Annotated in this window: 12 protein-coding genes and 1 pseudogene; 1 reads left to right on the forward strand and 12 read right to left on the reverse strand. The window is 62.2% G+C overall.

The window, feature by feature from the left end; genetic code table 11:
- Positions 1-71: 71 nt before the first annotated feature.
- The 6 genes from E4T63_RS02240 to E4T63_RS02265 are packed head-to-tail and all read right to left on the reverse strand — an operon-like array spanning position 72 to position 4299.
- Positions 72-1751: an acyl-CoA synthetase family protein gene (locus tag E4T63_RS02240; RefSeq protein WP_135294799.1), complete on the reverse strand. Its 1680-nt coding sequence runs from the start codon at positions 1749-1751 to the stop codon at positions 72-74.
- Complete coding sequence (locus E4T63_RS02245) at positions 1748-2293, reverse strand: hypothetical protein (RefSeq protein ID WP_135294800.1); 546 nt, start codon at positions 2291-2293, stop codon at positions 1748-1750. Before E4T63_RS02245 ends, E4T63_RS02240 begins: the two co-directional genes overlap by 4 nt.
- Entirely contained in the window at positions 2290-2544 is a 255-nt protein-coding gene (locus tag E4T63_RS02250) for an acyl carrier protein (protein ID WP_003220947.1), read from the reverse strand. Before E4T63_RS02250 ends, E4T63_RS02245 begins: the two co-directional genes overlap by 4 nt.
- Before the next feature lie 9 nt (positions 2545-2553).
- Positions 2554-2814, reverse strand: a complete 261-nt coding sequence (locus E4T63_RS02255; RefSeq protein ID WP_007967290.1) for a phosphopantetheine-binding protein — start codon at positions 2812-2814, stop codon at positions 2554-2556.
- The gene (locus E4T63_RS02260; protein WP_098966859.1) at positions 2795-3604 is read right to left on the reverse strand and encodes a lysophospholipid acyltransferase family protein; all 810 of its coding nucleotides are present in this window, start codon (positions 3602-3604) and stop codon (positions 2795-2797) included. The genes E4T63_RS02255 and E4T63_RS02260 overlap by 20 nt, the downstream gene beginning before the upstream one ends.
- A complete protein-coding gene (locus E4T63_RS02265) occupies positions 3580-4299 on the reverse strand; it encodes a beta-ketoacyl synthase chain length factor (RefSeq protein ID WP_098966860.1) in 720 nt (239 codons plus the stop codon). The genes E4T63_RS02260 and E4T63_RS02265 overlap by 25 nt, the downstream gene beginning before the upstream one ends.
- Before the next feature lie 361 nt (positions 4300-4660).
- Here E4T63_RS02265 and E4T63_RS02270 point away from each other — a divergent pair, with 361 nt between their 5' ends.
- Positions 4661-5431, forward strand: a complete 771-nt coding sequence (locus E4T63_RS02270; protein ID WP_098966861.1) for a ParA family protein — start codon at positions 4661-4663, stop codon at positions 5429-5431.
- A 129-nt stretch (positions 5432-5560) separates the two neighbouring features.
- On the opposite strand, the gene trxC is transcribed toward E4T63_RS02270, so the two are convergent.
- From trxC to E4T63_RS28895, 6 genes and pseudogenes are all read right to left on the reverse strand, one after another.
- Complete coding sequence (gene trxC, locus E4T63_RS02280) at positions 5561-5995, reverse strand: thioredoxin TrxC (RefSeq protein ID WP_098966862.1); 435 nt, start codon at positions 5993-5995, stop codon at positions 5561-5563.
- An 80-nt stretch (positions 5996-6075) separates the two neighbouring features.
- Positions 6076-7539 (reverse strand): protein adenylyltransferase SelO, encoded by a 1464-nt coding sequence (gene selO, locus E4T63_RS02285; RefSeq protein WP_135294801.1) that lies wholly within the window; start codon positions 7537-7539, stop codon positions 6076-6078.
- Positions 7540-7587: 48 nt separating this feature from the next.
- Positions 7588-10941, reverse strand: a complete 3354-nt coding sequence (mscK, locus tag E4T63_RS02290; protein ID WP_134785264.1) for a mechanosensitive channel MscK — start codon at positions 10939-10941, stop codon at positions 7588-7590.
- Positions 10942-10975: 34 nt separating this feature from the next.
- Complete coding sequence (locus E4T63_RS02295; protein ID WP_096794715.1) at positions 10976-12718, reverse strand: potassium/proton antiporter; 1743 nt, start codon at positions 12716-12718, stop codon at positions 10976-10978.
- A 322-nt stretch (positions 12719-13040) separates the two neighbouring features.
- The gene (locus E4T63_RS28890) at positions 13041-13913 is read right to left on the reverse strand and encodes a methyl-accepting chemotaxis protein (protein ID WP_371917813.1); all 873 of its coding nucleotides are present in this window, start codon (positions 13911-13913) and stop codon (positions 13041-13043) included.
- A 30-nt stretch (positions 13914-13943) separates the two neighbouring features.
- Positions 13944-14696 (reverse strand): annotated as a pseudogene (locus E4T63_RS28895) (MCP four helix bundle domain-containing protein); the annotation flags it as partial.
- Between the last annotated feature and the right edge of the window lie 71 nt (positions 14697-14767).

The following is a 14767-nucleotide window of genomic DNA, read 5'->3' on the forward strand; positions in this document are numbered from 1 at the left end:
CTCGCAGTTTTGCGTGAACCGAGTTTGGGGCCGCTTCGCAGCCCAGCGGGAGCAAGCTCCCTCGCCACAGGTTATGCATCGGCGGCTCCTAGCAGGATTCGTCCGCTGGAGCAGGTCGCGGTGTCGTTGCGGTAGGCGAAATACAGTTTGCCGCGCTCGGGATCGAAACGCAGGTGCAGCTGGATTTCATCGCCAGGGCGCACCAGTTGCTGGAATTTCAGCACTTCCATGCCGGCAAATTTGCCGGCCAGGTTCAGCAGTTGTCGGCCAAGGTTCAGCGCCCATTCGACCTGTACCACACCGGGCAGCACCGGGGCCTTGGGGAAGTGGCCGCTGAAGTAGGCCAGGTCCGGCGGAACACTCAATTGCAGGCTCCACTCGCCGTCGGTTTCGACCTGCTCCAGCACTTCCGGAGTTTTCGGCCGTGGCGCCAGCAGCAGGGCTTCGATGTCGGCCTGCGGCAGCTTGCCCTGGCTGTTCAGCGGCAGTTGCCGCACCAGACGCCAGCGCCGGGGCAAGGCCAGCGCCTCGCAATGCTGGCTCAGGTGTTTGCGCAGGGCTTCGGTCAGGCTGCGACGACCGTGTTCGCGCAAGGCAAACAGGCCGGCGTCGCTGAGCACCAGCAAGGCGCCAAGTACCGCGCGGTTTTCCTGAACCACGCCCAGCCGTGCTTCGGCGACCCACTCGTGGGCGACCAGTGCCTGTTCGAGCATCGGCAGGGAGATGCGCTTCTCTTCGAGTTTGACGATACGGTCCAGCCGCCCGAGCAGTTCGAAACGCCCGTCGGCAGCGATACGCGCGGCGTCGGCGGTGTGCTCGACATGCCCGGCCGGCAGGTAGGGCGAGGCGATCAGCAGGGCGCCGTCGCTGTCCTGGCTTAGCTCAACCCCGGCGAAGGGCTGCCACAGACTGGCGCCCTGACGCCAGGCGATACCGCCGGTTTCCGAGCTGCCGAGGATTTCGGTCGGCCACTGTTGCAGGCGTTGCTGCAGGCTCTGTGCCGCGTCTGCGGGTAAAGCGCCGCCGGAGGAAAACACCCGGCGCACGGCGCTCAGGGCCGGCCAGTCGAGGTTGTCGCCCATGCGTTTGAGCAGTGCCGGGCTGCCGACCCAGGCGAAGGCCGGGTGTTCGCGGCTGGCGCGCTGCAGGTCTTCCGGAAACGCCAGTTGCCTGCGCACGAACGGCCGTCCGGCGCACAGCGGCCACAGCACCCGGAACAACAAACCGTAGATGTGCTGGGTGGCGACGCTGCCGATGATCCAGGCTTCTCCCAGATCCGCGCCCCACAGTTGCTCCAGTGCTTCGACCTCGTTGGCCAGTTGGCGCAGAGTCTTGTCGATACGCTTGGGCTCGCCGCTGGAGCCGGAGGTGCACAGGCTCAGGCGGCACTGCTCGAGGTCGAGTTCAGCACCGGGCAGGGCCGGCTGCAGCAGATCGCTCAAGTGAGCATCATCGGGGTGATCGCTCAACCACAGATCGACCTCACTCGACCAGCGCTGGCGGGTCTGCGCTTGCAGGTCGGAGGGCAGCAGGACGGCGACGCCCGCGCGCCAGGCGCCGAGCAGGGCGATGGCGAGGTCGGCGGCATCTTCCAGATGCACCGCCATGCGCTGCACGCCGCGTGCCTGCAGGCCGGCGGCAACGCTCAGCGCCTGCTCGCGCAGTTGCGTGTGGTCGAGCGCCGGGGCGGCGCTGATTGCGCGCTCCGGCAGGGCCTTGAGCAACAGTTGCTCAAGTTTTATCCAGTTCATTTACGGCCTCTTACCCGTTGTCGTATCAGCCATTCAATGGCAAACATCAGGCCGATCAATCCGTAGGAGATCAGGCCGGTGTACAACATCCACCAATCCAGCGGCGCCCACAGGGTCAGGAGCGCGGCGCACAAACCGTTGCAGAAGAAAAACACGCTCCAGGCCACCGTGACCTGGCGGGTGTAACGGATCGCTTCGGGCGGCAATTGCGGCTCGCGCAATCGCGCCAGACGCTCGACCATCGGCGGCCCGTATTTCAGGCTCAGGCTGAACAGCACCAGCATGAAGCCGCTGATCAGCACCGGATACCAGCGCAGCAACAGCGGACTGTCGAACAGCGCCAGCAGCAGGCAGAACCCGATCGCCACGCAGGCCATCCAGCGGCTGCCGGGCTTGCGTTCGCCGGTCAGCGCGCGCGCCAGCCACAGCCCGCCCAGCAGCAGTCCGAACTGCCACGGGGCGAAGTGCTCCATGCCGAAATACACCGCAAAGGGGTACAGCAGCCCCGCCAGCAGCAGGCCGAGGCCGATCAATCGGCTCATGCGGCCGGTTGAACCAGACGGTAGACCGCCTCGACCACGTCACCGACGGTGCGCACCGATTTGAATTCTTCGGCGGCGATTTTCTTGCCGGTCTGGCGTTTGATGTGATCGATCAGGTCGACCGCGTCGATGCTGTCGATCTCCAGATCCTGATACAGGTTGGACTCCAGGCTGATCCGCGCCGGATCCAGTTCGAACAGCTCGACCAAGGCATCGCGCAGGGTGTTGAAAATGTCGTCACGAGTTTGCATGGTCCGGTCTCAAGCTGCCTGTTTTGCCGTGACGAACGCCGCAAGGCTCGCCACATTGGTGAAGTGGTTACGGGTGTCTTTGGCGTCGGCGTCGATCTTGATACCGTACTTTTTCTGGATCGCCAGACCCAGTTCCAGTGCGTCGACCGAATCCAGGCCCAGGCCTTCGCCGAACAGCGTCTGCTCGTCGCCGATGTCGTCGACGCTGATGTCTTCGAGGCCCAGGGCGTCGATGATCAGCAGTTTTATTTCACGGTGCAGATCGCTCATCTTCGGCGAGCTCCTTAATGTAGTAAGAGTGCAAATAATCATTGAGCTTGCGCGAGGCCTGCGGTGCCGGGCCTTGCGTGGCGAAAGTCTGTGGATCTATATCGGCCCCGACACGAAAACTGAAGTGCACGCGGCGGTGGGGGATGCGATACCAGGGTTCGGCCTTGGTCAGGGTGGTCGGATTGACCTTGATGACCACTGGCGTAAGGATTTTCGCACCGCGCAGGGCAATCGCTGCAGCCCCCCGATGAAAGGCTGGCGCCTGACCAGGTTGAGTGCGCGTGCCCTCGGGGAAAATGATCAGGGTCTGGCCGTTTTGCAGGGACTCGGCGGCACCGTCGAGCATGTCCATGCTGCCGTCGTTGCTGATGTATTCGGTACTGCGCAGCGGGCCGCGGGTGAAGGGGTTTTCCCACAGGCTTTTCTTCACCACGCAATTGGCCTGGCGCACCAGGCCGATCAGGAACACCACGTCGATCAGCGACGGGTGGTTGGCGATGATCATCTGCCCTGGACGCCCGAGGCGTTCGGCCCCTTGAATGTCATAAGTCAGCACACCGGTGCGGGCCATGAACCGCACGAAAAACCAGAACAGCCGACTGACGGTTTGCCGTGCGCGTTGACGATGCCTGAGCGCGTCACCCGGCAGACAGCCGAGCAGCGGAAATACCAGCAAGCGCAGGCACAACCCGCCGAGCCCGAACAGGGTGAAACTGGCGGCGGTGGCCAGCAAGCGCCAGTAATAGGCGTCGCGGTTCTTCTCGGTCACGGGTTGCGTTGCCAGGTCCATACACGATTTTTCCAGGCATGTTGGCAATGGGTTTGCTGACCGAGCAGGGCGCGCAACAGATTCAGCGCGTGTGGCCAGTGCGCTTTGGACACTGTTTCCTGGCCGCTGTTCAGGGTCAGCCGCCAGTCGGTACCGGGGGTGAGCAGCAGACCCAGCGCATAAGGGAACGGCACGTCGTCGACCCACTGCAAATAGGCCTCGGGCGGCTGTTCTTCGGTGATGATCAGCAGAACCGCGGGAGCGCCTTCAGCGAGCAGGGCGGAGGCTTCGATGATGCCGTGTTCCAGGCCATCGCCTGCGGCCGCCAGTGCAGTCATTTCGCTGTTTTCACCGCGCATGATCGACCACAGACCAATGATCGCGTTGTGCACCGACAGGCTGAACTGGGTCGGCGACAACGGCTCGTCCTTGGCCAGATCACTGAGGATCTCGAAGGTGCGCGGGGTTTCGCCGTGTCGTGAAACAAACACCAGCGGCAGGTTTTCCCGTCCATCGGCCAGCGGCCAGCCGACACTGAACGCCATCCGCGCCAGACGGCTGAGGCGTCGGCGCTGCATGGCTGGCAGAAACGACACATCGGGCGCGGCATCGCTGCTCGGGAGTACGACCGGTTGTCGGCTCCAGGCCTGCCACGCGTCCACGCTGTCGAGCCCCGGGGCCCACGCGCGCCATTGGGCGATGTTGAAGTTGATCACGGATGTTCATCCCGCCCCTGCGGGCTTTTATGACGCTTTGAGTCGCCAGGGCCGCGGCTGACCTGAGGTGGCGCATGGCGCCGGGTGGCGCGCATTATCCCGGTGCGACGAGTGTGTAGCAAATGTTGGTTACGTTTTACGCAACGAAATGTACCGAGTGGTTCGTGGAAAAAATGTCATTTGGCCATTATCCGGATCGTGCGGGATTTGTCTGTCGGGCATATCAGCGCACTCGGGAGGTTTTTACCCGCCGTGCCCGCTGATTTTTGCGCCTGACTCTGTAGTCCGCTTCGTTGAAGGTAGCGAAGCGCACGCACAGGCAACTACACTCGGTCATTCTTTGATACACGGAGGTTTTGTCATGCGGCGCGTGGTGTTCAATCAGAAAGGTGGCGTGGGCAAATCCAGCATTGCCTGCAATCTGGCAGCGGTGAGTGCCAGCGAGGGCTATCGCACGCTGTTGGTCGACCTCGATGCCCAGGCCAACTCCACTCAGTACCTGACGGGGCTCACCGGCGATGACATACCGATGGGCATTGCCGATTTCTTCAAGCAAACCTTGTCATCTGGGCCGTTCTCGAAGAAAAACCAGGCCGACATCTACGAAACCCCGTTCGACAACCTGCACATCATCACCGCTACCGCTGAGCTGGCCGACCTGCAGCCCAAGCTTGAGGCCAAACACAAGATCAACAAGCTGCGTAAGTTGCTGGACGAGTTGTCGGAAGATTACGACCGGATCTACCTCGACACGCCGCCGGCGCTGAATTTTTATGCAGTGTCGGCATTGATTGCCGCCGATCGTGTGCTGATTCCCTTCGATTGCGACAGCTTCTCGCGGCAGGCGCTGTACGGCCTGCTGGCGGAGATCGGAGAGTTGAAGGAGGACCACAACGAAGGTCTGGAAGTCGAAGGCATCGTGGTCAACCAGTTCCAGGCCCGGGCCAGCCTGCCGCAGCAGATGCTTGATGAGTTGATCGCTGAAGGTTTGCCGGTGCTGCCGGTGTACTTGAGCAGCTCGGTGCGCATGCGCGAGTCGCACCAGGCCAGCACCCCGCTGATCCACCTCGACCCGCGGCACAAGCTGACGCAGCAGTTCGTCGAACTGCACAACCTGCTCGAAGACCATTGATCCCTGAGCTACTCAGATCACCTGTAGGAGTGAGCCTGCTCGCGATGGCGTCCTGTCTGCGAGCATCTGAGTTGCCTGAAAAGACGCCATCGCGAGCAGGCTCACTCCTACAATTGAATTTGTGTTGGGTCAGATGCCCTGGCTACGCAGCCACGCCATCAACTGTGGCAACGGAAACGCCCCGCTCTGGCGCGCCACTTCCCGACCGTTCTTGAACAGAATCAAACTCGGAATCGAGCGAATCCCCAACTGCGCTGACAACTGCTGATTGGCCTCGCTGTCGAGCTTGGCCAAGCGGCACTTGCCCGCCAACTGCGCGGCCGCCTGCTCGAATACCGGCGCAAAGGACTTGCACGGCCCACACCAGTCCGCCCACACATCCACCAACAACGGCAGATCTCCTTTGATCTGGCTGGCGTAATCGCCTTGCTCGAGTTCGAACGGCTTGCTCAACAGCACCGCGGACTTGCAGCGCCCGCATTTCGGCTGATCGCCCAGGCGTTCGGCGGGGATGCGGTTGAGGCCGTTGCAGGCGGGGCAGGGGATGAGGAGTGGAGTGGTCATGACGGGCTCGGTTTAAGTTGATATCTCGTACGACTGATCTGGAGTCGTACGAGGCGTTTATCAAGGTTGAATCCGGAGCCTCAAGACGAACAACTGATCTCCAGATGCTTGCCCCACTCCGGCGGCCGCTCGGCATAACCTTCCATCCCCGGCTGCTCGTCGAACGGCGTGCTCAGCACCGCATGCAGCCGGCGCACTTCTGAGTAGTCGCCTTGCTCGGCGGCATCGATAGCCTTCTGCGCCAAGTAGTTGCGCAGGATGTACAGCGGATTGACCGCGTGCATCCGCGCCCGGCGTTGCTGCTGATCGCTGTCGCCATCGCGGGCAACGCGCGCCACGTAACGCTCGGCCCAGGCGTCGAAGCCTTTGATGTCGACGAAGTCATCGCGCAATTGGGCGACCGCCTGTTCTGCTGACTCTTCGCCGAGGCGGCGGAAGAACAAGGTGTAGTCGACGCCGCTGTTCTGCATCAGTTGCAACAGGTCTTCGAGCAGTTTCTGGTCGTCATCCTCGGCGCTGGTGAAACCGAGGCGGCGGCGCATCAGGTCGAGGTAGTGCGCCTGGAACAACGGCAGGTACAAACCGAGGGTTTCGCGCAGGGCTTCGACGCTGATGAACGGCGTCAGGGCCTGGGCTAGAGCGCTGAGGTTCCACTGGCCGATCGGCACCTGGTTGCTGAACGAGTAGCGGCCCTGATCATCCGAGTGGTTGCAGATGAAGTTGGCGTCAAAGTCGTCGAGGAAGGCGAACGGGCCGAAGTCGAAGGTGATGCCGAGGATCGACATGTTGTCGGTGTTCATCACCCCGTGACAGAAGCCGTAGGCCTGCCACTTGGCGATCAGTTCGGCATTGCGCTCGACGATCTCGCGGAACATCGCCAGATACGGTTCCGGTTGCTCCAGGCACTCGGGATAGTGCATCGCCAATACGTGTTCGCCGAGCAACTTCTGCTGCTCGGGACGCTTGGTGTAGTAGAAGTATTCGAAGTGGCCGAAGCGCACATGGCTTGGCGCCAGACGCAGCACCATCGCCGCGCGTTCCTGCTTTTCGCGCCACACCGGAGTGTCGGAGCCAATCACGCAGGCGGCACGTGAAGACGGGATGTTCAGCGCGTGCAGCGCCTCGGAGGCGAGAAACTCACGAATCGACGAACGCAGCACCGCGCGGCCATCGCCCATGCGCGAAAACGGCGTCTGCCCGGCGCCCTTCAGATGCAGGTCCCAGTGTTCACCGGCGTTGTTGTAGACCTCGCCGAGCAACAACCCGCGACCATCGCCCAGTTGTGGCGTGTAGCCGCCGAACTGATGCCCGGAATAGACCATCGCCCGTGGCTCGGCATCCGCCCATAACTTGTGGCCGCCGAACAGTTCAGCGAATTCCTGAGTCTCAGCGGTTGCCGGGTCGAGATCGAGCAAGGCCAGGGCCGCAGGGCTGGCGACGACCAGGCGCGGGTTGTCGATCGGCTCGGGCAGCACATGGGCGGAGAACGAATCGCCGAGGCGGGCGAAGCGATTGTCGAAGGTCAGTTCGTCGAGGGCTTTCAAGGGCCGGCTCCAGCAGAATGTCCGAGCATTCTGCTGGGATCAGACCGGTTAGTCGAGTTTGGCCGGCGGCGGCTCTTGCAGCGGCTTTTGCTCGGCGTCGATCGGAACGATGGTTTTGTTCTCGTCCTCGATGGGCACCAACTTGTATTCCTGACCGTGGAGGTTCTTCAGGTACACCTCCATCTGGCGGAACGAGATGTTGATGTGCTGCTTCTTGAACTCGCGGTTGATGAAGCGGTTCACTTCGTCGATCACCGGGTTGCGGTCACCGAGGTCGCGCACATGCATGCGCAATTCGTGGTCGAGGGTGCTTTCGCCGAAGTTGAGGAAGTACACGTGCGGCTCGGGCTCTTTGAGCACGCGCGGGTTTTCCCGGGCGGCCTTGAGCAACAGTTCCTTGACCAGATCCAGGTCGGAGCCGTAGTCCACGCCGAGTTTCAGGGTGACGCGGGTGATGGTGTCGGTCAGCGACCAGTTGATCAGTTGCCCGGTGATGAACGTCTTGTTCGGGACAATGATGTCCTTGCGGTCGAAGTCGGTGATGGTCGTGGCGCGGATGCGGATCTTGCTCACCGTGCCCGACAGGTTGCCGATGGTGATGGTGTCGCCGATCCGCACCGGACGCTCGAACAGGATCATGATGCCGGAGATGAAGTTGGCGAAGATCTCCTGCATACCGAAACCGAGGCCGACCGACAGCGCCGCCACCAGCCATTGCAACTTGTCCCAGCTGACGCCGAGGGTCGACAGGGTCGAGACAAAACCGACACCGGCGATCACGTAAGACAGCAGCGTCGTGGTCGCATAGGCGCTGCCCTGCGCCAGATTGAGTTTCGACAGCACGAACACTTCGAGCAGACCCGGCAGGTTGCGGGCGAGGGCGAAGGTGATGCCGATGATGATCAGCGCGCCGAGCATGTCGCCGATGCTGATCGGCACCATGCTCATGTTCGCGCCAGTGCCGCTGGTGTATTCGTAGAGGGTGATGTTGTCGAGGTACGAGAACACCGAAATCAGGTCAGCCCAGACCCAGTACAGCGCGGCGATGAAGCCGCCGAGCAGTGCCAGACGGATCAGGCGCAGGGATTGTTCGTTGACTTTTTCGATGTCCAGGGTCGGCTCTTCGATCACCGCTTCGCCGTCGCCGGCCTCTTTCGCCGCCTGACGTTTGGCCAGGGCGCGCTGATAGGCCAAGCGGCGTGCGGCGACCGCCAGACCACGGACGAAGGTAGCCTCGATCACCAGCCAGAACATCAGCAGGTACAGGGTGTTGATCAACCGGTCGCTGAGTTTCAGCGCGGTGTAGTAGTAGCCGAAGCACACCGCGACGAACAGGGCGATTGGCAGCAGGGTGAACATCACGCCCACGGCCCTGCGGAACAATGAGGTGTTTTCGTGGGCCGGACTGCTGATCAGCAGACGGCTGAGCAGCCACGCCATCAGGGCGTAGCAGGTCAATACCACCGGCATGCCGAGCACGTCGTCAGCCAGCGCTGCCGGTTGCAATTCGGCCACCGCCACCACGGTCACCAGCGCCATCACCACCAGCCCGAGGCGACGGATCCAGCCCTGAAGGAACTCGACCTGCGGTTTGTCCCAGCGGAAGTGCAACTCCGCCACGCCGCCCGGCGAGAGAATCCGGTAAGCGGTGTAGAACACCAGCCACGCCTGACCCATTTGCAGCAACGCCGCGCCCATGTTGGCATTCTGCCCGCGGGCGTCGATCTGCAGGGCCAGACCGCACAGACCCAGACCCAGCGCCACCGGCATCGCCAGCAGAATGTTGATCAGAATCGCCTGGGGCGTATGCCACTGGCTGTCACGCTTGAAGTGCCCGATGTCCTGGTGAACCTTGTTCAGTCGCGCATACAGCGCCTTGCGCCGCCACAGCAGAGCGCCGATCAGCAAGGCCAGCGGCAGGAACAACAGCGGGCGCTGGGTCAGGCCGTCGGTCAGCTCGCTCAGGCTTGAGGCCAGCGGCAGGGTGTCGATCTGGCGCTTGAGCCGCTCTGGCACGCCGCGAATCCATTCCGCGTCCAGCGGCTTGTTGCTGGGGATCCAGAACATCTGCTCGTCGAGAGTCGCACGCAGGCTCTGCGCGGTGCTCAGCAGTTGTTTCTGGTTGAGTTGCAGGGTGATCGATTCGTTGAGCACCGCGCTCAGTTCGCGGTTCAGACGCTCCAGCAGGTCGGCGCGGGTGTTGGCCAGTTCCATCAGGCTCTTGCGCAATTGCGGGGTGACTTGTTCCGGCGGCTGGGTGGAAAGCAGGTTGTCGACGTAGGTCGCCGGATTGCTCAGCAGTTCGCGCTGCTGGCTGACTTCGAACTGATACAGGCGAATGTCGGCAATCTGGTCCGCCAGATCGCGGTCGACCTTGAGCCGGGGCAGCGCCTGTTTCTGCTTATAGAGAATCTTCGACAGCAGCAGACTGCCCTTGAGCACGTTGATCTGCTCGTCGAGAGCCGAGTCGCTCTGGGTCAGGCTGTCGAGTTGCTGTTTGGTCTGCAGGTTCTGTTGAGTGACTTCGTTGAGGCGGTCGGTGCTTTTGAGCAGGTAATCGGAGAGCTTGAGGTTGGCCGCACTTTCGGTGGCGAGCAGGCTGCTGCCGCCGGCCTTCTGCGCCTCGATCGACTGCTGGGTCACGGTTTCCTGAGATTGCGCCAGACGCTTCTGGTTGATCAGGGTCTGCAGTTCCTGGATCTCGCGATCGAGACGGTCGGATTTCTCCGAGAGCAGGTCGTGCTGACTGTTGCCCAGATCCTGCAGCTGGCTGTTGCCCGCCAGTTCCTGGCGGCGCAGCGGAATCAGTGAGTTCAACGCGGCGAGCTCGGCGTTCAACTGGTCGCGCTGCTCGGCGCTGACGGTCTTGCCCGCATCCTTGCCGGACTTGAGGATGTTGTTGATCTGCTGGATGCGCGTCTGGCTGGCAGAGATTTCCGCCTGCGCACGCTCGGGACGGGTCTGGGCAGTGATGATCAGGCTGTTGGCATCGGCCAGGGCCTTTTGCAGGTCGCTTTGCTGGGTCGAGCGATCGGTGAGGATCTGCTCCAGCTGCTGGATCGACTCTTTGGTGAAGCGCTGCGCCACCGGCACCACTGGCGTGGCCTTGAGGCGCGTCAGTTCGCGAGTGTTCTCGATGGTCTGCCGAGGGGCGGAGGCCAGTTGCTGCTTGAGGTCGATCAGCTTCTGGTCGTAATCACGCCGGCTGTTGAGTTGATTGAGCGTAGTTTGCAGGACCGTCTGCAGGCTCTTTTTGTCGGCATCCGGCAGTTTGCTGTCGGCCAGTTTGTCGAGGCTGGCCTGCACGGCTTCGCTGGACGGCGGTTCGGCGGCGTAGAGCGGGCCGACGGAAAGACTCAGGCCCAGCAGGGCCGCGAAAAAGAAAGAGCGCAGGGTAGGCATAGAGACCGGTCAAGCAAGTGAGAGTGGACGCAGTTTAGAGGAAGAGACCGGGGCCCGGGCGACTTCCTTCGGGGAATCTGACGCCCACTTTGCCGATCTTGTTCCCGTCCATGACCGCGACCGTCCAGTGAGTGTTGTTCCACTCCACCTGGTCGCCAACGATCGGTGCACCCCCGACCTTATGGGCAATGAACGCACCCAGGGTCATGTCCGGATCGATGCCTTCGGCCGGTAGGCCATACAGCGCGGCAACCGCTTTAAGCTGAGCGTCTCCTTCGAGCACGAAGTCGCCGAAGAAGCGCAAATCGAGGCCGCGTTGCGGCGCCTGGCTGAACAGTTTTCCGAGCGCTGGCAAGTTGTGTTCATGGCCGATAACACACAGCAAATCATCGACTTCCAGCACCGTACTACCCGACGGATGGAGCAGTTGCTGGCCACGAAACAGGGCGGCGATACGTGTGCCTTCGGGCATTTTCAGCTCGCGCAGGGGCGAACCGATGCACCATTTCTCGGCGCCGAGCTTGTAAACGAACAGCTCCCACTCGCTGGTGATGTGCACTTCCAGTGCCGAACGGGAAATCGGCGCCGGCTCCGGCGGGACCGTCACCTTCAACAGTTTGGCCACCCACGGCAGGCTCGTGCCCTGCACCAGCAGCGACACCAGCACAATGAAGAACGCGAGGTTGAAGTACAGCTGCGCATTCGGCAACCCGGCCATCAGCGGGAACACCGCGAGAATGATCGGTACCGCGCCGCGCAACCCGACCCAGGAAATAAACGCTTTCTCGCGGCCGTGGAACGCCTTGAACGGCAGCAGGCCGACCAGTACCGACAGCGGCCGGGCGAACAGAATCATCCATAGCGCCAGACCCAGCGCCGGCAAGGCGATCGGCAGCAAGTCATGCGGAGTGACCAGCAGCCCCAGCACCAGGAACATGCCGATCTGCGCCAGCCACGCCATGCCGTCGAGCATGTGCAGAATGCCGTGACGGCTGCGCACCGGGCGGTTGCCGATCACCAGACCGCACAGGTACACCGCGAGGAAGCCGCTGCCGTGCAGGGCGTTGGTCAGGGCGAACACCACCAGGCCGCCGGCGATCACCAGAATCGGGTACAGGCCGGTAGCGAGGTTGATCCGGTTGACCAGTTGCAGCATCAGCCAGCCACCGCCCAGACCGATCACGCCACCGATACCGAATTCGCGGATCAGGTGGGTCAACAGGCTCCAGTGCAGGCCGGTCTGGCCGCTGGCGAGCATGTCGATCAGGGTCACGGTGAGAAACACCGCCATCGGGTCGTTGCTGCCGGATTCGATTTCCAGGCTGGCGGTCACCCGTTCGTTGAGGCCCTTGCCGCCGAGCAGCGAGAACACTGCGGCGGCGTCCGTGGAGCCGACGATGGCGCCGATCAGCAGGCCCTGGATCAGGTTCAGGTCGAACAGCCATGCCGCGGCCATACCGGTCAGCCCGGTGGTGATCAACACCCCGACCGTCGCCAGCGACAGCGCCGGCCACAGGGCCACGCGGAAACTCGAGACCCGCGTGCGCAAGCCGCCGTCGAGGAGGATCACCGCCAGTGCGAGGTTGCCGACCAGATAGGCCGTCGGGTAGTTATCGAAAATGATCCCGCCGCCATCGACCCCGGCGGCCATGCCGACCGCAAGAATAATGACCAGAATCGGGATGCCGAGACGGGAGGAAAGTGAGCTGACAAGAATGCTTGCACCTACCAGCAACGCGCCGATCAAGAACAGGCTGTTGATGGTCGTCGCATTCAAAGGCAGTACTCCAGAAGCGTAAAGACGGGCACAAACTGACCATGCAGTCTGCGTGCCAGCGATTCTAACCTGTTGAAATGTGATGCTGTCAAAAAGCTTTTTACGCTATGGGATTTGAGGTATGGGTTCGGCTGGGGATCGCTACCCTCACCCTAGCCCTCTCCCGGAGGGAGAGGGGACCGACCGCGGGGTTTGTTCAAGTTACACCGACCTGCAATATCGAGCCGAACTCAAAATCTGCAAAGCCCCCAATGTGCTCCCTTTCCCCCTCTCCCTCTGGGGGAGGGCTGGGGTGAGGGGCTTTTGACCTTGATCTGAAAATTTACAGGCTGAAACGCCCGACCATGTTGTTCAGATCCAGCGCCAGGCGCGACAGCTCGTTGCTCGCCGCACTGGTCTGATTCGCGCCGGTGGCCGATTGCACCGAGAGGTCGCGGATGTTCACCAGGTTGCGATCCACTTCGCGGGCCACTTGTGCCTGTTCTTCAGCGGCGCTGGCGATCACCAGATTGCGCTCGTTGATCTCGACGATCGCGGTATTGATGGTGTCCAGCGACATCCCGGCACCCCGCGCGATGTTCAGCGTCGATTCGGCGCGCTCGGTGCTGTTGCGCATCGAATCCACGGCGTGTTCGGTGCCGCTCTGGATGCTGCCGATCATGCGTTCGATTTCGCTGGTCGACTGCTGGGTGCGATGCGCCAGCGCACGCACTTCATCGGCGACCACGGCAAAACCGCGACCGGCTTCACCGGCACGTGCCGCTTCAATTGCCGCGTTCAGGGCCAACAGGTTGGTCTGATCCGCCAGGCCACGAATCACGTCCAGCACCTTGCCGATGTCACGGGATTCATTCGCCAGATCGCCGATCAGGGTCGCGGTGCTCTGTACGTCGGCGCTCATGCGTTCGATGGCGCTGACGGTTTCCTGTACCAGGTCACGGCCGTCGCCGGCCGAAGTGGTGGCGTTCTTCGAGGCTTCCGAAGTGCTCACCGCATTGCGCGCGACTTCTTCCACGGCGCTGGTCATCTCGTTGACCGCGGTGGCGGCCTGTTCGATTTCGTTGTTCTGCTGGGTCAGGCCGCGGGCGCTTTCGTCGGTGACGCTGTTCAGCTCTTCCGCTGCAGATGCAAGCTGGGTGGCCGAGCCGGAGATGCGCTGCAAGGTGTCGCGCAGCTTCGATTGCATCTTGGCCATGGCCGCCAGCAGACGCCCGGCTTCGTCGGTGCCGTCGACGTGGATCGGCTGGGTCAGGTTGCCTTCCGCGATGGTTTCCGCCGCGTCCAGCGCTTTGGAAATCGGCTTGGTGATGCTGATGGTCAGCAGCCAGGCGAACAGGAAGGTCAGGCCGGTCGCCACGACCAGCAGGGTGACCACCAGATTGAACGCCGAGGAATACTGGTCGACCGCCTCTTGATTGGTCTGGCTGATCTGCTCGCCGTTGATCTGCATCAGGCGGTTGAGCACGGTGTTCATCGCTTCGGAGTTGTTCAGCAACTCGGTGTTGAGCAGGTTGCGCAACTCGTCCACCTGATTGTTGCGCGACAGCGTTTTCATCCGGTCTTCGATCTGGCGGTACTGGCCCAGCAACTGCACATATTGATCGTAGGCTGCGCGTTCCTGCGGGCCGCTGATCAACGGTTCATAGGCCGATTGGGCGGCGCGGATCTGCTGGTTGCGGGTGTCCAGCAGTTCCATGGTCTTCTGCTGCACGTCCGGCTCGCGGTTGACCAGCAAGCGGTAGGACAGCACGCGCAGGCGCAAGGTCAGTTGGGTGAACTCGTCGAGGTTCTTGATGCTCGGCACGCTGCTGTTGGTGATGTCCTCGGCGGCGCCGCGGATTTTGCTCATCTGGTTCAGGGCGAACACACCGAGAATCAGCATCAGGCCGCCGATCAGGGCGAAGCCGGTGAACGCCCGGGGGGCGATATTCATGTTGCGAAGGGACATGGCGCGGATACCAAAAAGGGCCGCATCCATGCGGGCTGAGACTGCTGTATGGATGACTTATCGGTCATACGACTAAAGTCTTGAGGCACTGTGCGTATTTG

The organism is Pseudomonas fluorescens (assembly GCF_004683905.1).
In the GTDB taxonomy this organism is placed as follows: Bacteria; Pseudomonadota; Gammaproteobacteria; order Pseudomonadales; family Pseudomonadaceae; genus Aquipseudomonas; species Aquipseudomonas putida_A.